The sequence below is a fragment of the Deinococcus hopiensis KR-140 genome, from assembly GCF_900176165.1.
GTDB classification, from domain to species: domain Bacteria; phylum Deinococcota; class Deinococci; order Deinococcales; family Deinococcaceae; genus Deinococcus; species Deinococcus hopiensis.
This window is the reverse complement of record NZ_FWWU01000007.1, coordinates 52,944-71,051: the sequence shown is the minus strand read 5'-3', so window position 1 is coordinate 71,051 and position 18,108 is coordinate 52,944. Positions and strand designations below refer to the sequence as shown.

Here is an 18,108-nt window from a genome sequence, read left to right as displayed (position 1 = left end):
GAGGCAGTAAAAAACGAAGGAACAAACTCATTGCGTCGAAGACGACCGAACCCCACCCGCCAGCGCTACTTCAGTTCGTCCAGCTTCTGACTTCTCGGAGGGTATTGAGGAGTCACGATTCTGGACTTCCCAAGCCCTGATCTTAATAAGAGCGAGGTTTCGCAGCTGGAGGCCCCGAAATTGTGCCGTTATCAATTAGGTAAGTAGGTTGTATTGAGATTGTAGAGTTAGGTATGGCAGGACCTGCTCGACGTATCGAAATCTGAGACGAGGATGACGTGGTGCTGCGTGAGTTGGAGACCAGTCGGCACACGCACCCTAAAACCCGCCTACGGGCAAGTCCCTATGCGACTTCACCGACAGGGCTGGAGCGTTCCCCAACTCGCCAAACACTTTGATCGTAATCATCAAGCGATCCACAATGATCTGACACGCTTCATCGAGCGTGGCGTACCAGGTCGAGCCGATGATCCCCCACCCGGCCCACCCTCACGGATCACGGGACAAGCCGAGCAGTTTCTCCACGAGAAACTGCGAGAAGAGCGCTTCTGGAACGCGACCATGTTGTGCGCGGAGCTCAGCAAACAGTGCGGTGTGGTGATCGGACCAGGGCACTGCCCAATCATCTGAAGCGCATGGGATACAGCTGGAAACGCGCGAGGTACGCCCCCGCCAAGACCCTTGACCCGGAGGTTGTACACGGGCATCAGGCCTCTTTGGAGACCTTAAAAAGGGGGCGTTGGACGGCGAACTCACGCTGAAGTACCTCGGACGGGGTTGTCCCTGATGTTGTCTGTGGGTGCCACCTGGTCCAGGCGGGGATCTGGCCAGCCGTTCAAGGTCCCCACACGGTGGGGATCCGCTGGACGGCTCAACCTCATGGGTTCGTACAGCCTGCACGGAAATCAACAGGACCTGGAAGTCCGAGAACGGCAAGGCACCTGTACTGGTGAACAGGTCATGGCGTACCTCGGTACCCTGGCCGCCCAGTGCACCCCGGATCCGATCACGGTCGTCGTGCTGGACAACGCGCCCTTTCACAAGGGCGCGAAGCTCAGGGAAAAGATCGCACGCTGGGAAGAGCAGGGGCTGTACCTGCGGTACCTCCCGCCCTATGCCCCGTTTCTCAACCTCATTGAGGGCGTGTGGCGTCAACTCAAGGGAATTTTGATGCCACGCCGCTGCTCTGACTCGGTCGGTGAACTTCGAGCAGCCCTTGTCACTGGACTCAAGGTTCTCGGAGCAAAATTTATCTGAATTCTAAATGCGACGTACTTAACACGCCCAATGTCTGATCCCGTCCTGATTCCTCCTCAATATGTTCTCACGAGTCCTTCAGGGAGCGTCACGGGCAGGCGGCTAGGCTGCGAGCATGATGAAGACCAGAGCAATGCTGCTGCTCGGGGCGGCGCTGACGCTGGCCAGCGCCAGCCAGGGGAGTGCGGGAACGGTGTCGCCGACACTGCTCGAGCGGGCCAAGCGCAACGACCAGAGCGCCGTTGGGGTGATTGTGCGCTTCAAGTTTGCCAACGACGCGCGTGGACGGGGCCTGTTCAAGTCCGCCCGCGCCCAGCTGCAGTCGCGTATTCAGCAGCTCGGCCCTGCCGCGGGGTTTATCAACCAGGCGGTGAACTCGGGCAAGGTGACGCAACTGTGGCTCGACCAGAGCATCTTTTTGCCCATGACGCCGGTGCAGGCGCGCGCGCTCGCCACGCTGCCCTTCGTGGACGCGGTGTTCGAGAACTTCCGGGTGCAGGTGCCCCGGGCGGTGGCCCTGAGTGCGGCTTCCGCGCCCGCCGGCACGCCCTGGCACCTGCAGAAAGTCGGCGCGCCCCAGGCCTGGGCAGCCGGATTCAAGGGACAGAACGTGCGCATCGGTCACCTCGACACCGGCATTGACCCCAACCACCCGGAACTCGCGGGCAAGCTCGCGGCCTTTGCCGAGTTCAACGCGGACGGCGACCGGGTGCAGAGCCAGCCGCACGACACCGTGCAGCACGGCACCCACACGGCGGGCCTGCTTGTGGGCGACAAGGTGGGCGTGGCCCCGCAGGCCAAGCTGATCAGCGCCCTGGTGCTGCCCAACAACGAGGGCACCTTCGCGCAGGTGATCGCGGGGATGCAGTACGTGCTGGACCCCGACAACAACGCTGACACCGACGACGGCGCGGACGTGGTGAACATGAGCCTGGGGATTGCGGGCACCTACGACGAATTCATCGTGCCGGTGCAGAACATGCTCAAGGCGGGCGTGGTGCCTGTGTTCGCGATTGGCAACTTTGGCCCAGGCCCGTCGACGACGGGCAGTCCCGGCAACCTGCCCGACGCGATCGGAGTCGGCGCGGTGGACCAGAACGGCCAGGTGGCGCCGTTCTCCAGCCGTGGCCCCGTGGCCTGGCAGGGCAAGATCAACGGCGTGTTTGTGAAGCCGGACATTGCCGCGCCGGGCGTGGAGATCACGAGTACCTTCCCCAACGGCGGCTACGGAGCGCTGAGCGGCAGCTCGCAGGCCAGTCCCATCGCGGCGGGCGCGGTGGCCCTGCTGCTCTCGGCCAAGCCGGGCACGGGCGTAGACGCGATCAAAAACGCGCTTTTTAGCAGCGCGAGCAATGCGGGCAGCAAGAACAACAACGTCGGTTACGGCCTGATCAGCGTGCCGGGTGCCCTGGGCAAGCTGGGCGTCAATGTCGGCGGCGCGCAGCCTGCTCCGCAGCCCCAACCCGCTCCACAGCCCCAACCCGCTCCACAGCCCCAACCCGCTCCGCAACCCCAACCTCAGCCAGCCCAGCCCACAGGTCCCGCCGGATACACCCTGTGCGCGGTAGAAGGCGGTACCTGCACCAACGTCGCCAACAAGGATATGGCCTTTGGCACGGCTGGAAAGTACGTCTTCGGCAAGAACGATGCTTCCCCGAATGTGGCTTGCACCGTTAAGGAATGGGGAAACAACGACCCAAGCCCCAACGTCCGCAAGGGTTGCTTCGTCAAGAACAGCGGTGGAACACCTACACCGGCGCCACAGCCACAGCCTGCTCCAACCCAACCCACGGGTCCCGCCGGGTACACCCTGTGCGCATTAGAAGGCGGTACCTGCGCCAACGTTGCCAATAAGGCCGTTGCGTTTGGTACTGCCGGAAGGTACGTGTTTGGGACCAACGATGCGTCCCCCAGCTTCAGTTGCACCGTGCAGGAATGGGGAGGCAACAATCCAGCCCCCAACCAACTCAAGGGCTGCTTCGTCAAGAACTGAAGTAATCCGTAGCGTCAAGTTGGGTCCGGGTAGGTCAGGTGGAGTTGCAGCGCTATTTCACGCCTTGCGTGCAAGTACTGCGGGTAGGGCCGGATGTGAGTAAGCGCATCTCCGAACGCGCAGCCCGTGCCGATGTCCACGGTGTTGTGCATCCAGCGCACCCGGTACACCGGCGTGTGACGGTACACAACCAGCACCGCCCCCATACGCCGCAGCCCAGTTCCAGCGGACCGGGTGCCTGAAGCGGTACTGGCAGGTGTGCCGTCAACAACATTGATGCCTGTCATCAGGCGTGCATTTAGAGCGTTTGTCAAAAAGAGGACTTCTTCTTGACCGAGCGGCGTGAGCGAGCTTGAAGGAGGATACAGGAGAAAGGAGCCGTCAGGGAAGGGGCACCCCTCACAGCGTAATTCGGACAAATGCTCTAGTGGTACTCCGTTGACTGGCGGGAACCTGATGGATGGCGCCCGTGTTTCTGGGGTCAGCGCGGTACGGAAAGCGAGGGAATCCACTGTGTGCTTCGCCAGCACTTTCAGACCCAACGGACGACCAATAGACCCCTATACGGTTTCCGGATCATCCGTTGTATCCCTCCCGTTTCATTTGAGTGATTCCACACCTATTCGTCACCGTTTTTCCTGCTCGCTCGGCTCGGGTTGGCCTGTTTTTTCATTACGGGTGAACCGAAATCCTTATGAGCACCCACTGAGCAGCGCGATCGCTTTGGCGATTGGCATGGTGATCCACTGAGACGCTTATCCACGACGGTTAGGAAACCTCCGCACGCTCCTGGACCATGAGCATCGAGATGGGTACACCTGGCCGCCAGCTCACTGACGTGCACTTCGGCAGAAGGACGGAAGAAAGGAGTGGCACAATGCCTCCCTACCTGAGACCGCCTCTTTCGTCTCACCTAGACCCCACTTCAAGCTAAGGCATGTCCCATACCTTCACCACACCTGGCGACCTCGCGCGCCACCTCGACCAACTCCGCCAAGACCACGCTCTCCCAGGTCTCGTCTGGGCGGCTGCCCCCCTCGACGGTCCCCTCAGCGCTGGAGCCAGTGGAGTCCGCCGCTTGGACCGTCCTGAGGCCATGACGGTCCGTGACCGCGTTCATATCGGTTCCTGCACCAAACCGATGGTCGCCACCATGCTGGCTTCCTTGATTCCCGAGGTGTTGGACTGGCGCACAAAGCTTACCCAGCTCTTCCCCACTCACGGGGTTCATCCGGCCTACCACGACGTCACCCTGGCCCATCTCCTTTCGCACTGCGCTGGCCTCCCGGCCTTTGGTGAAGAGGAAGAATTCAAGCCGGCGCCCGCTCGGCGTGGCTCCCCCGCTCGGCAACGCAACGCTTTTGCCCAGTGGGTACTTCAGCAGCCTCCGGTGCGGCCCGTAGGCGAGTACGGCTACTCCAATGCTGGATATGGCCTCGCGGCGGTCTTGGCTGAACAGCTTACGGGCAAGCGTTGGGAAGACCTGATGCGGGCGCAGGTGTTTGAACCGCTCGGTTTAACCAGTGCAGGATTCGGGTGGCCTGGCCGTAGGCACGATCAGGAGCCATGGGGGCACGTCTGGCGACGTCGCCACGTGCCGCACAACCCCCATGGACGCTATCAACTGCACCAGGCCATCGGCCCTGCGGGGGACATCCACATGAACATCCTCGACTTCGCGACCTTCGCCCGCGCCCACTTACGGGGCCTACGTGGTCAAAGCGACTTCCTACCGTCAGAAACCTTCACGACCATGCACACGCCCTTCCGGCCAGAGATCAAGGCGGGCCTCGGTTGGGGCGTGACAATGTACCGCGGAATGCAGGCCAGTACGCACAGCGGCAGCGCCGACACCTTCCTGGCCTTTGTGGTGGTGCTCCCTGACGAAGGCCACGCTTTCGCCGTGACGACGAACGCAGCAGGGGGCCAGGCTGAAGAAGGCTTATCGGGCGTCCTGCGGCATCTGGTCAGCGCGTTCACCTCTGCCCATGTCGCCTGACAGGACGTTCACCGTTGAGAGCGTCCGCGCCGCCACCTTTTTGGCCGATCCGGAGCAACGGCGCTTCATAGAGCCCTTTCTCGGGCGGGAATGTACGGTGCAACGCGCCGCAGTGGAACTGCGCGTGACGCCAAACAGTGTGCTGTACCGGGTGCGCCGCATGGTATCGCTGGGGCTGGTGGAGGTGGTGCGGGAGGAAGCACGTGCGGGACGAGCTGTCCGGATTTACCGCTCGGTGGCAGACCGCTTCTTCGTGCCCTACCGCTGCACAGCCGCAACCGACCTGCTGGAAATCCTGTTGAGCGAACGCTTGGCCTTTGAGGAGGTGTTACAGCGGGCAATGCTGCGGGTGATGCGGGAGATGCAGGGGGAGCACAACTGGGGGATGCTCCTGTACCGGAAAGAGAACGGCGTCCACGCCTATGACGCCATACAACCGGAGGAGCCGTGGAGTGCGCGAAGCGCGGAAGAACCTGCGGTCCTGGACCACGCATTGACCGTTGGTCCCCTCACGCGCTGCCGAGCCAAAGCTTTACAACTCGACTTGCTGAACGTGTTGGCACGTCACACCAGGGAAGCGGGCGAGGACGTCGAAACGAAAGAAACCGCCCGGTATCTGGTTCGGCTGGCCCTCGCCCCATTGCCCTCTCTGGAAGAGAGGTGAAGCGAGAGCGCTATCTCTTGCCGACGCCTGAGCAACCGCTTTAGAGGAGGTGCAGAACGGATGGGAGGCGGTCTAAGGCAGCTGCTCCCAAGTGTATACAGCCATAACCCGCTTGAGGTCGCCAGCCCCCAGTTTTCCTGGGGCTATCCCTAAACGCTTGAAGCGGCTCAGTCGGACTGGCTTCGAGTAACGCTTGCTCAACATCTTGCGCCGTGCCGTACCGTGGTCAAAGTTGCACACGCACTCTCGGCCCACACCAGGGTGGGTTGTTGGTCCACAAGCAGTAAAGGACCAATGCGGATTGGCACACGTCCACGTATCCCCCTATGCTGCCCCTCATGGCCCTTTCCCTCCAGGAAGCTGCCCCAGGGCGCTGGTCCGCACTCGCTGGGCTGGCATTCGCCGTTGTCCTGGCGATGGCGCCGTGGTTCTCCGCAGTGGCGGTGCTGCCGCAACTGCGCGTGGTGTGGAGGCTGACGGACGCCGCAGCTTCTGGACTCACCCTGGCCGTGCAACTGGGGTTCGTGTTGGGAGCCGTGCTCAGCGCGGCGCTCAATCTGGCGGACCGGGTTTCACCCCAGCGGCTGATCCTGACTGGGGCGCTGATCGCCGCTGGAGCGAACCTGGGGCTGTTGTGGGCGGGAGGCCCGACCCTGGCAGCGGGCCTGCGGGCGCTGACCGGGGCGGCGCTCGCCCTGGTGTACCCTCCGGCCCTCAAAGCGATGTCGGCGTGGTTCCGCACTGGGCGTGGGACAGCGCTGGGCGTCATGGTGGGGGCACTTACGCTGGGATCGGCGCTGCCGCACCTTGTCAACGGGCTGGGGGGCGCCAACTGGCGGAGCGTGATCTTCATTACCAGCGCCCTTGCTGCGCTTGGTGGGCTGATTGCCTCGCGGGTGGGGGACGGGCCCTACCGCTTCCCAACCGCCCCTTTTCAGCCCAGCCAGGCGTGGCGGGCGCTCACCAGCCGCGGAGTGGGCCTCGCTACCCTGGGCTACCTGGGGCACATGTGGGAGTTGTACGCGATGTGGGCGTGGTTCTCGGCCTTTTTCACTGGAGTGCTGGTCAATGCCGGGGTGGCGGACCCGGGGCGGGGCCCAGCCCTCGCCACCTTCGCGGTCGTGGGTGTGGGTGCACTGGGCTGCGGGTTGGGCGGGCTGCTGGGAGACCGCTGGGGCCGCACCCGGCTCACCACTCTTGCCATGGGCCTCTCTGGAGCCTGCGCACTCGCACTTGCAGGGCTGGCCGGCGCCGCACCGGGGGTCGTGCTGGCCCTCAGCCTAATGTGGGGCTTTTGGATCATCGCGGACTCTGCACAGTTCTCCACCATCGTGAGTGAGATCGCCGACCCGGCGTACGTCGGCACGGCGCTTACGGCGCAACTCGCCCTGGGCTTCACCCTGACTGCAGGCAGTATCGCCCTCGTTCCCGCGCTCGTGCGCGCGGGGGGCTGGCCGCTGGCCTTCGTGGTCCTCGCTGTGGGCCCGTTGTTGGGTACCGTTGCCATGCGCCGTCTCGCCCGTACGCCCGACGCCGCCCGCATCGCTGGGGGACGCGGTTGAGGCGCATGGCGATGTGCCATTCACCCCGGATGGAGCTGCCCTACGGGTTTTTCCATGCAGGTGGGGATGTTTTCGAGAAGGGGAGTCGGAATTCCCCGCTGGATCACTCCAGGCAACCTGAGTGCGACTGGCAAGCACACCACCACGGTGGCGTTGACCGGGCTGGGGGTTGTCCAACAGCTGCGAGAACCTCCAGCCTGATTCCGCGTGCCGTCTAGGCCGGACAACAGGTGGTGCAGGCCGCACACCGAGCACCGTGAGGACACCACCCCCACTAAAATGAGTTGCATGACGGCGTTTGGCCGCACGCCAAAGTCCCCCTCTCCACCCTTGAAGCTCAGGCGGTTGGAACGCGCAGCGGTGGCCGTATGCCTTCCCTCCCATCCCTGGATCCCCAGAGTCTCTGAAACCCCTGTTGCTCAACAAACGCACAGGTAAAAACGCCGGGAACACGTGCTCCCCCTCCCACCCCCTGAACACAACGGTGCCTTATGGACGGCTGTTTATGCTGGAGCGCTCTTCTACCGTCTCGATCCGAAACGCCAACCGACTGCGGAGGACGCAGACCGATGGTTTGCACTCATAGGTCGAGAACCGTACTGGCCCTATCTGAAAGGATAGGACGAGCGTCGGCGGACCGCCTCTTTTGCCGGGGGAGCTGACTCCACGGACTGCTGGTTCGGGCCAGCCAAATGAGGCCGTTGAAGATCGAACGGGGATCCTGCGTGGGACGCCCGCTCTTTTTCCTCGGTATGCTGATTACCAGCACAGGGGGCCAGACGCAGCCAGCGCTTGTCCGGTACCGCCCATACGGTTTCCGGACAATCCGCTTTATCCCCTTCGCTCCGGCGATTCCACGCTTCTGTGTCGCCGTTTTTCCTGCTGCTCTGCGGCCCAGCGTTGCACGTCCACTCGGGTTGGCCCACTATCTCATCACGGATGAACCGCAATCCTTATCCAGCGTGTCCTGGCCATGGACCTGATCTTGATGTCCTTGCGCCGTCATCACTGGCCTTCCAGGGGAACAGCTTCTTCCGAAGAGGCGCTAACACGAGTGGAGGATGAACATCTGCAAGAATGGCGTGCGCATGCCCCTCAGCACCGAAGCGAAAATGCAGGACTGGCTCGATTTCGTCCAACTGCTTGGCCAGACAGACCAGCCGCAGCACGTCGCTCACGCCGTCATTGATGAAGGCATCAAAGCCATGGGTGCCGACGGTGGCTTCATGTCCCTCCTCAACCCTGCGGGCACAGAGCTGGCCTTCATCGGTTCATACGCCTATGCGCCGCACGCCGTCGCCTTTCTGAAAGCCGTTCCCCTCAGTGCCCAGTTGCCTTTTGTACTGGCTTACAACCGCCGGGAAGCCTTCTTCCTCGAATCCATCGAGCAGGTGCGCCACGAGTATCCTGAAGTGGCGCCTCACATCCGCGATTTTCACGGTAGTATCGTCGATCTTCCCTTACTTGTGGATCGCTCCGCACTCGGGGTTCTGGTCCTCTCCTTCCGCGAACCACGGACGTTCACCGCTTACGAACGCACCTTTCTGCAGGTCCTCGCCGCCCAGTGCGCTCAGACCATTCAACGCAGCCGCGCCCTTGATCAGGAACGTCAAGCCCGGCAGCAGGCCGAAGAGGTGCAGGAACGCTTTGCCTTTCTCGCTGCCGCCACGCAGACCCTCAACATGTCCCTTGACGTCGGCGACACCCTGCAGGCCCTCACCCGCTTGGCCGTGCCCCGCTTGGCCGACTGGTGCTCGGTGTCTCTCCCCCAGGACGACTTCTTGGTCCCCGTAGCGGTCGCCCACGAAGATCCAAAACAGATGGAGATGGTGCGGCAATTCGCCAAGCTCTACCCCGTCATGATCGGGTCCTCCGGGACGATCGCGCACGTCTACCGCACGGGGGAACCTCAACTGATCCCCGTGGTCACCGATCAGATGATTCAGGCCTCTGGCAGGGATGAACGGTTCATCGACTCGGTCCGTGCCTTGCGGCTTCACTCTATGCTCTACGTCCCCCTCACCGCCCATGGCCGGACCCTGGGCGTCCTGGGTCTGGCCAGCAGCCACCCGGACCGAACTTTCAGTCACCAGGACATTCCTGTCGTCTTGGAAGTGGCAGGGCGTGCCGCGTTGGCCGTTGAGAACGCCAGCCTGCACACCGCTCTTCAGCAGGAGCTGGAACGGCGCACACGTGCTCAGCAGGAAGTGACTGACCTCAATACTTTGCTTGAACACCGCGTTCAGGAACGCACCCAGGAACTGGAAGCGGTCAATGCCGAGCTGGAAGCGTTCTCGTACTCTGCGTCGCACGACCTGCGCGCTCCCGTACGTCACGTAAAAAGCTTTAGTGACTTGCTTCAGCGGAGGTTGAGTCCGGATGACTCCCGTGCCATCCACCTCTTGAGTCAGATCCAGAATGCAGCTACCAGAATGGATGAGATCACGCGTGGCCTCCTGGATCTGGCCACCTTTACCCGAATGGAGTTGCAGTGGAGCCCTGTCCCACTCCAGGTCCTGATTCAAGAGGGCATAGCCACTCAAACGCTTGATCTTGGTGACCGCCAGGTGGAGTGGGATGTCGGACCCCTCCCGACCATCTGGGGAGATGAGCGTTTGCTGCGGCGAGTCTTCGAGAACCTGCTGGGGAATGCCGTGAAGTACACCCGCCCCCGTTTGGAGGCGCGCATTGCCATTCAAGCGGAGACGACAGCCGCAGAGGTGATCGTCCAAGTCGTCGATAACGGGGTAGGTTTTGATCCTGCATTGGGCAGCAAGCTGTTTGGTGCATTCCAGCGTCTGCATCGTGATGAGGAATTTGAGGGGACAGGCGTAGGTCTGGCGACGGTACAACGAATCATAAAACGGCATGGTGGAGGGGTATGGGCAGATGCTGAACCTGGGCGGGGAGCCACCTTTTCGGTCGCCTTTCCTCGGGTGAGTGTGCGACTCCCTGATCGTGGGCAAGAAGCGGAGTAAGAAAGGGCATTCTAGACTTCGTCCCGGGTGCGCCGGTGTGTTCTCGGCGGGAGTTTGGAAAGGCTCCTGGGTCAGGCAAATGGGGCCGTCTTCCGTTCGGGTGGCGGCGATAACCACCTCGCCCGCTTGAGGGCGGCCATCCGCTCCTGTTCAGGTGTCCAGGCTGCCACACATCAGCCATATGATGGATTCCCCTCGGGGCAACCCCTTTTGCTTCAGGGAGGCGCCGTGGAAGACGAAGTGCTGCTGAAAAGAATGACCCTGATCCATCCAGACCCGTCACCGGCTGTTGCCCATGAAGCACAGCGTCCAGGTGTCCAGGTCTGTACGGGTCATCCCAGCAAGGCCGCGAGCGGGGCCAACAACAACGGAGGAGTACAAGGCGTCGGGAGGCCCAGATGCCTGGTGCACCCGAGTGGGAAGGGCTTCAACATGGCGCCGGTCACACCTCCGTCGAGACATACTGCTAAGGATTCGGGAAGGGGAGGCCACGTCACCCAGTGTGTAGACGCGGTCCTGCTCGATCACCTCCACTCTTTTCCAAATAAGCAAATCACTGATTGTAATTCTGTTCATGGCGTAGTATGGTGATTGCCTACACGCTCCCTCGCTGCTTAGAAGTCCCCAAGCAAAACCGCCATGAGGAGGAAAACTCGTATGGACGCATTCAATAGCGCTGCGGAGAACATGACCTGGGTACAAGGGATTCAGGCTGTCACATTATTTGTCGAAGACCTCGAAGCCGCCCGGCAGTTTTACCGGGAGGTCTTTCTTCTGCCCGTCATGTACGAGGACGGGAATTCAGCGGTGTTTGAGTTCGGAGGGACGCTCATCAATCTGCTCCGCATTACTCAAGCAGACGAACTGATAGCGCCTGCCCGCATTGCTCAGCCGGACTCAGGATCCAGACTGGTTTTCACGATTGAAGTTCCGGATGTCGACATCTTATGCGGGGAACTCGCGACGCGTGGTGTTGTCCTCCTGAACGGTCCAATCAACCGGCCGTGGGGCGTTCGAACTGCCAGTTTTCGGGACCCAGGGGGACATATCTGGGAGATTGCACAACGAATCTGATTTCGTTTCCAGGAATAGCGAACCGCGGACCGGGATGTTGCGTCTGTTCCTCGGCATTCAAGCGTACGAGGTACTTCATGCCTCAGCTGAAAACTGCCCCTGATATACCAAAGTTGACGGCCCAACAAATGAGCTGGCTAAAGTAGAGCAGGGACAAAGTCATCAGGCTTGAATCAGTGCTTGAATTTTGCAGGGGCTTCCCGCCATTCCAGCAGGGGCGGCGGGCTTTCCGACTCCAAGGCCAGCAGAATTCACCGTCAGACTCCCGGTCAACCCTGACCCTGATCTGGCTCCAAGGTTTTGATCACTCCGTGTACAGCCATGAACAGCTCTCCTCAAGCGCGCATAAAGGTGCGGACCGAGCCGGTCTCCCGCCAGAACCTGACGCCCAAGCCCATTCCTTCAGGGCTGGGAGGATGGTGAGGTTCGTCCAGCGTCCCCAGCTGAACTCCAGCATGAAGGTCATGCCCCTGACCCTGTCACGAAGCTGTCAGCCCCACTTGTCACACTGGCCTATGGAAATCCTGCCTGCCGCGCTGATCCTTTGCCTCTCGATGCTGGCGGCTCGGCAACATCGCCTGACCTGCCAGCCGGTAAAAGTGCGTTCAAGCCGCCGCTGACCCAGGAAGCCCAGCCCCTTACCACTGCCGGCTCCTGTCTGCAGAGCCGGCAGTCAGTTTCACGGGACTCCTTTGTCTGGTTCAATCGCATGGGGCAACGTCCTGGAGTGTTCCCATCAGGGTGCAGACATGACGTCCGCCTCCGAATGGCTCTAGAGTATCGCCTCAGGAGGTGGCACCACGGCTCAGCAACCTCAGTGCACCGCGCACCGTGACGTCTGGACCAACATCGCCGGGATACGGACCTACGCCTGCGTGCAGGGCTCGGGACCAGCGCTGGTCCTGGTGCCAGGCCTGGCATGTAGCCACCTGTATTACGTGAGGTTGCAACGGCACCTGGCAGCGCATTTTGAAGTGTGGGCGTATGATCCACCCGGACATGGCCTGACGCCCGCGCCACCGGGAGCGTACCTGGATGCTGGATCGCTGGCCAGGCACCTCGCGGGGTGGTTGCGGGCAACCGGGCTGATGGGCGTGCCGCTCTTCGGTCATTCGCAGGGAGGCGAGGTCCTGCTGCATTTGGCCAGTACGTCGCCGGACCTGGCGTCACATCTGGTGCTGTGCGCCCCGAGTGGCCGTGAGGAGACGGCGCCCACCGCACGGCTCCTGGGTCACCTCCTCCTGGACATCCGGCACGAACGGCCCGGCTTCCTGATGCGGCTGCTGCGCTCGTACGTCCGGACGGGGGTACGCCGATCCTGGAAGCTGCTGCGGGCAGGGCGACACGACGTGACGTTCAGACTTGCGGCGCAGGTACGCTCACCCACCTTGATCCTGGAGGGCGAACTCGACCGGGTGGTGCGCCGGGATGCACTGCTGAGGTTGTCGCTGCTTTTACCAAACGCACGCCGGGTGCGGATCAGGGGTGGGGGGCACGCGCTGCATGACCGCCAAGCGCAGGTGGTGGCGCACACCGTCACTGCCTTTGTGCAGGGGCGCCCTGTGGAACAGGTGGAGGATACCCTTGCCAGAGTGCGTGGGAAGGCCCAGGGGTCAGTAAAGTTCGCAAACCCTAAAGAAGCGGAGGAAGAGTCTGCTACCGCACGCCTCCTCCGGGCGGTTGAATAGGTTACTTATGACAGATCCCTCCACTTCCTCCGGCGCCGCAGTCCCTCCTGATCCCCTTTCTGCTCTGGCCGCTAAGCGAGTGCTGCTGGTCTTCAATCCCAGAAGTGGCCAGGGAGAGAGTACCCTCCCCGGCTTCGTCAGCCTGGTCCGGCAGGCTGGAGCTGAAGTTACCGAACGTGAACTCGTCAAGGACACGCCAATGAGCGAGTACGTCGCCAACCTGGAGAACTTCGATCTGCTGATCGGTGCAGGTGGGGATGGTACGGTCAGCAGCCTCGCCTACGCGGCGCGCTACAAAGACGTGCCCATGCTCGCGTACCCGGCGGGCACCGCCAACCTGATCGCTAAGAATCTTGACTTGCCAAACGACCCTGCCGAACTGGCTGCCGTGTTGGCAGGTGGCCACACCGTCCGGGTGGACCTGGGGGAGATCGAGGTGAGGGGCGAGAAGCGCGGCTTTGCCATGCTCGCCGGCGCCGGCGCGGACGCCGCGATGATCCGCGACTCCGAAGATCTCAAGGAGAAGTACGGTGAACTCGCCTACGTCATCAGCGCGATGCGGCAGATCAATCCCAAAAAGACCACCTTCCACCTCGTCATCGACGGCGAGGAGCGCACCTTCGAGGGCATCGGCGTCATGGCCGCCAACTTCGGCATGGCCAATTACCGCCTGCCCATCACCTCCGATATCAGCCCCAGCGACGGTAAGTTCACGGTCGTGCTCATCAAGGCCGGGAACATCCTGCGCCTGGTGCCCAACATCATTGACTCCGTCCGCGGCAAGCTCGGCCTCGGCGATCCGATGTTCAGCGGCAACCTCGAAACCCTGGAGGCCAAGAGCGTCACCGTGGATGCCGACGAGCCCTTTCCCCTGCAGTTCGACGGTGAGCTCCACGTCGAGACCACGCCGTTTACCGCCAACATCCTGCCGGGTGCCATCCGCTTCCTGACGCCTATCAGGAAAGCGGATCTGGATACCTGAGCCCTTGTAAAAGGAGAAGGTGTTCAAAAAGAGAACGGAGTGTGTGCCGGCAAACGCGACAGCTCCGCGCGAGCGAGGCCGGCAGACAACGCGCGTGGCTCCCCGGTATCGGTCATGATCTTTGGCCATAGCCCATGGTGATTCGGAAAGCGTGTTGGGTGGCCCTGAGCTTTGATGTCCACGAAGGCACAGACGTTCGGGGCTTACGTTCAGATTGCCTCGCCTTCATAAAATTTGTCAGGTCTTCTGCTGCTGCCCCTGAGCGGTTTATCCGTCTTCCCACCTCGAACCGTTCCCTCGAACCGTTCGGAAAGGCGGCTGCTCATCTGTCTCTCACGGCCGTTTTTCTACTGTTGTTTCAAGCAAAGAGAGTGCGACACAAACCTCCTGCTCCTCAGGTAATTCAAGGAGACAACCATGAATATTAAGACCAAAATACCGATGAGCGCCTTCACTGCAACCCTTCTGGCCACTTCCTGTAGGACCGCGAACTCGCTCGTGGATCCCACCACGCTGGGCTTCACGAGTTAAGGCACCGTAGAGAGATACATTACTAAGGAGGATTAGCCCGTTCCCCTCAGTAAAGTATGGAGTAATGTCGGCACGATTTGATCGGATAAGACCATCAGCATACAGGTGAGTTCTGAGGCTGCCCAATCGGTTATGAGTACTACTTTGGCCGGCTTTAAGAGAGGACTCTCAAGTATTTTTGATGCCAGCAAAGTAAGTGTGAACAATGTCTCTTGCGCCAGTGTCGGTAATTTTACAATTACTGATGGGAAGGTGAAACCAAAATATATTAGTGCACAAAGTCATACGCTTGGTATAGACGGTTATGGTAACATAACCCATTATGCCTTCATGTTTGCCCTCATACGGATCCCGATTATTTCGTTAATAAAGGCCACCAGTGAAAGAGGGTGTGCTGCGAGAGAAGATCGGGCTGGGTCTCCAACCAAGCGCACTGTTGAGCAAGAGTCTGAGTGAAGTCCTCCAGCGTGTCAAAGCAGTGATTGGCGACGGTGGGATCGGTTAAAGCCCAGAGCCGTTCGGCGGGTTGCAACTCTGGGGCATACGGTGGCAAGGTCACGGCTTCAACACCAGGTGGATGTCCCTGCACCGCAGGGACATGGAATCCCCCACCATCCTGAACCACGAGGACGTGGTGGTCTTGATCCGCTCCCACACGCTTGGCAAAGGCCGCCATCACGCCTTGGTAGACCTCCTTGTTCAGAACAGGCACCAACCAGAACCGGCTTTCTCCGCTCTCCGGATTGACGAACGCGTAGATGTAGAGCCACTCGTAGCGTGGATGCACGGGACGGACCAGGGGTTGTCCAGTCGGTGCCCAGACCCTACGGAGAATGGGTTGTCAGCCGAGACGATGTTCGTCCATCGCCCACAGCGACACTCGGGCGTGGAGAAGCTCCGTACGGCGGAGCTTCTCCACTCGCGCTTTGTTCTGAACGCTTCCTTGGCTTTCTCGTCTCCCTTGACGTGCCGTGGGCGTGGTTTCTGTGGAGAAAAGCCGGCAGCACGCATGAACGCGTAGGTACGGCTCAGATAGACGTCTTTGCCGAATTCCTGCTTGATCCAGGCCTGCAGCTGCTTGCCTTCCCACACGATGCCCTGCTCGAAATCCTGGTGGATCCGGGCTGCCAGGCGCTGCTGCTCTTCCGGCGTCAAGAGGGTCGGGGCACCGCGGTTGGTCTGTCGCCCTTCTCGCAGCGCCGCGCGGCCCAGTTCCCGATAGCGCTCCAGCAGTGTGGTAGGCCATGACCCGTCTATAGCGACTGATGGACAGGATCTCTTTCAGGGCGCGCTGCTCGCACAGCGGCGCGAAGAACTGTGACCGGCGGCGCTCCACCGCGCAGGTACTGGTCTGAAAAATCCTCCAGAATTCTTCGGCGGAATGTTCAAGGGGTTGGGTAAAAGCAGACTGCCTCATCCATCTAACGTAAATGATCTACTTGGAGCCCGTATTAAACCCAGCAGTGTGAAGGGAGTGGCAAAAAGTGCAAGTCGCCAAATAGGTTCACGGAAACATACACCTTCAGCATCACGCTGAAGCCTGGATGGAGTGTTGTTCATTTGATAGAGACGAACAATCCAGATGAAAAAGCACCTGGCTCAACTTACTCTATTATCTCGGCAGAGGATGGCAGCTGTTACGAAGGACCTTGAGTATTTGTAAAATACCATCTCAATAGGTTTGACTTACCGAGTCACCGCGAATAGGGGTTGACAGGGTGGCGATCAGCCACTGAGGTCAATGAATTTCAGGTTGTGCGCCAGGACGCCCAGCGCGACCTTCAATCGCAGACTGAGGTAGGTCTTGTCCCCAGCGCAGCCCTGCACCCACAAGGACGGAGAAGGCAGATTCGATGCACTTCCTCGCGGCCCCATATTCTTCCTTCCAGCGCGGATCAACCTGCTTGGCGTTCACTTTGGGAGGCGTCAGGCATGTTCCTGACGGGTACCCCTTATCCCCAATCTGTCTTGGAGCGCCGTAGGCGACCCAATCCAGGTTCATGTGGCACAGCACGGTGAAATCATGTTCATTCGCGGGATAAATGTCGTATTTCACGATCTTGCCATTGAGAGCGCTCCAGGCATGCAATTTGAAGCCATACACGGGTCCAGCGGTGCTGAATCCGTGACGAGCCCCACGAAATTTGCACCGAGGTGCGCGTTTGAACGTCGAGACGGGCAGGGGCTCGGAATCGACCACCACGAAGTCCAGGGTCTGGACTTCGGTTGCGAGCCGCTCAACGACTGGGGTCAGTTGAGCCAGTCGAATGCGGGCCTGGGCTTCGGATGGAAAGTGCGGGAAGTGGTTGAGCTTGAGAAACCGCCACCACCGGCTGAAGTACGGCACCTTATGGAGCTTTTGAAGCAGAGCGACCGCGAGCAGTTGAGCGTCTGACATTTTCTCGTATGGGTGAAGCAATTTCGCTGGGATGTGTGGCGCGATCCAGTGGGTGAGGCGCGTCACTGCGGCTTGAAGCGGTAGGAAAGTCAGATCGAGAGGGCTCATGAGCCCTCTCCCTAGCGCCCTTCGGGCCGCCCTTGTCAACCCCTATTCGCGGTGAGTCATAAAATTAACTGTTCGGCACGGGGCCAGCTCCCGTGCCGAACAGTTGCAGGACAATTTGAAGATGTGTGTCTAATTCTGAGATCGCTCCATTTTGCCGTCGAAGTCCTTCAGAAGGAAGGGGCAGAAGAAAAGGCACAAAGGCACGTTCCCACTGGGAACGTGCCTCTCTCTGGGTGTCTGACCGAGGCCAGGGGCGCTGCTGCTTCAAGGGTCACAACAATCGGGTAGGCAAGTTAAGATCCTGAGATTGAGGCGCGTTCGTCTCGGAGCAAGGTGTATGACGCGAGGTGGTGCAGGACGTTCACACCATACTCTTTTTTTCGTGAATGCACCGTTCTGGAGCGCTTTCTCCGTGGCTGATCCTCTACGGGGCCCAGCCCATCTGCAGCCTCAGCCCCTCCTCCCCCCACACCCGAAAACCCTCCCGGGCATACAGCCGTACGGCGGGATTATCCCGCATGACACGCAAGACCAGCGGATGCCCTTCTGCCCGGGCCCGGGTCTGCAGCCACTTCAGGGTGAGGGTCCCCAGACCCCGGCCCTGCGCCTGGGGATGAACGGCCAGGTCGATCAGAAGCAGGTGGCCGCTCCGTCCCGCTGTCAGGAAGGCGCCCACCGCCCGCTCCCCTCGGCAGATCATTTCCCGCTGTGCATGCGGGTACTGCCGGAGATACTCGCGTTCACGCGCCTGGTATTGCAGGGCCAGCAGCGGCTCCCGGACTTCGGGTGGCAACGCCTGGAGATCCGGGCGATTGGCGTGATGAAGTTCGTGCAAAAAGGGCGCGTCGCTGGCTGTGGCGGGCCTCCAGTTCAC

General features: G+C 60.9%; 12 protein-coding genes and 3 pseudogenes. 10 read left to right on the top strand and 5 right to left on the bottom strand.

The features are described from left to right. Positions 1–273: 273 nt before the first annotated feature. The 3 genes and pseudogenes from B9A95_RS37535 to B9A95_RS08950 form a co-directional block, all read left to right on the top strand. Positions 274–630 (top strand): helix-turn-helix domain-containing protein, encoded by a 357-nt coding sequence (locus tag B9A95_RS37535; RefSeq protein WP_483863747.1) that lies wholly within the window; start codon positions 274–276, stop codon positions 628–630. 156 nt (positions 631–786) lie between these two features. Next, positions 787–1,257: a transposase gene (locus B9A95_RS08955; protein WP_084046631.1), complete on the top strand. Its 471-nt coding sequence runs from the start codon at positions 787–789 to the stop codon at positions 1,255–1,257. Positions 1,258–1,372: 115 nt separating this feature from the next. Next, positions 1,373–3,050: pseudogene (locus B9A95_RS08950) on the top strand (S8 family peptidase); the annotation flags it as partial. A gap of 214 nt (positions 3,051–3,264) precedes the next feature. Here B9A95_RS08950 and B9A95_RS08945 read toward each other — a convergent pair. After that, positions 3,265–3,537, bottom strand: a complete 273-nt coding sequence (locus tag B9A95_RS08945; protein WP_139806614.1) for a hypothetical protein — start codon at positions 3,535–3,537, stop codon at positions 3,265–3,267. Between the two features lie 650 nt (positions 3,538–4,187). Between B9A95_RS08945 and B9A95_RS08940 the strand changes: the two genes are divergently transcribed. The 7 genes from B9A95_RS08940 to B9A95_RS08905 all read left to right on the top strand — a co-directional run bounded on the left by B9A95_RS08940 (position 4,188) and on the right by B9A95_RS08905 (position 14,197). Next, on the top strand, positions 4,188–5,249 hold the full coding sequence (locus B9A95_RS08940) for a serine hydrolase domain-containing protein (protein ID WP_084046628.1): 1,062 nt from the start codon (positions 4,188–4,190) through the stop codon (positions 5,247–5,249). After that, complete coding sequence (locus B9A95_RS08935) at positions 5,239–5,913, top strand: helix-turn-helix domain-containing protein (protein ID WP_084046627.1); 675 nt, start codon at positions 5,239–5,241, stop codon at positions 5,911–5,913. Before B9A95_RS08940 ends, B9A95_RS08935 begins: the two co-directional genes overlap by 11 nt. A 338-nt stretch (positions 5,914–6,251) precedes the next feature. After that, positions 6,252–7,475: an MFS transporter gene (locus B9A95_RS08930; protein WP_084047116.1), complete on the top strand. Its 1,224-nt coding sequence runs from the start codon at positions 6,252–6,254 to the stop codon at positions 7,473–7,475. A gap of 1,061 nt (positions 7,476–8,536) precedes the next feature. Continuing rightward, positions 8,537–10,453 carry an ATP-binding protein gene (locus B9A95_RS08920; RefSeq protein WP_084046623.1) on the top strand — a complete coding sequence of 639 codons (1,917 nt, stop codon included), beginning with the start codon at positions 8,537–8,539 and terminating at the stop codon, positions 10,451–10,453. 657 nt (positions 10,454–11,110) lie between these two features. Then, positions 11,111–11,527: a VOC family protein gene (locus B9A95_RS08915; RefSeq protein WP_212648279.1), complete on the top strand. Its 417-nt coding sequence runs from the start codon at positions 11,111–11,113 to the stop codon at positions 11,525–11,527. 875 nt (positions 11,528–12,402) lie between these two features. Further along, positions 12,403–13,215 carry an alpha/beta fold hydrolase gene (locus B9A95_RS08910; RefSeq protein WP_281255832.1) on the top strand — a complete coding sequence of 271 codons (813 nt, stop codon included), beginning with the start codon at positions 12,403–12,405 and terminating at the stop codon, positions 13,213–13,215. Positions 13,216–13,222: 7 nt separating this feature from the next. Next, on the top strand, positions 13,223–14,197 hold the full coding sequence (locus tag B9A95_RS08905) for a diacylglycerol/lipid kinase family protein (protein WP_084046620.1): 975 nt from the start codon (positions 13,223–13,225) through the stop codon (positions 14,195–14,197). 886 nt (positions 14,198–15,083) lie between these two features. On the opposite strand, the gene B9A95_RS08900 is transcribed toward B9A95_RS08905, so the two are convergent. The 4 genes and pseudogenes from B9A95_RS08900 to B9A95_RS08885 all read right to left on the bottom strand — a co-directional run bounded on the left by B9A95_RS08900 (position 15,084) and on the right by B9A95_RS08885 (position 18,108). Next, positions 15,084–15,563: a transposase gene (locus B9A95_RS08900; RefSeq protein WP_139806613.1), complete on the bottom strand. Its 480-nt coding sequence runs from the start codon at positions 15,561–15,563 to the stop codon at positions 15,084–15,086. 104 nt (positions 15,564–15,667) lie between these two features. After that, positions 15,668–15,820 (bottom strand): annotated as a pseudogene (locus B9A95_RS36970) (helix-turn-helix domain-containing protein); the annotation flags it as partial. A 633-nt stretch (positions 15,821–16,453) separates the two neighbouring features. Continuing rightward, positions 16,454–17,234: pseudogene (locus tag B9A95_RS08890) on the bottom strand (IS982 family transposase). A gap of 424 nt (positions 17,235–17,658) precedes the next feature. Then, complete coding sequence (locus B9A95_RS08885; RefSeq protein WP_084046618.1) at positions 17,659–18,108, bottom strand: GNAT family N-acetyltransferase; 450 nt, start codon at positions 18,106–18,108, stop codon at positions 17,659–17,661.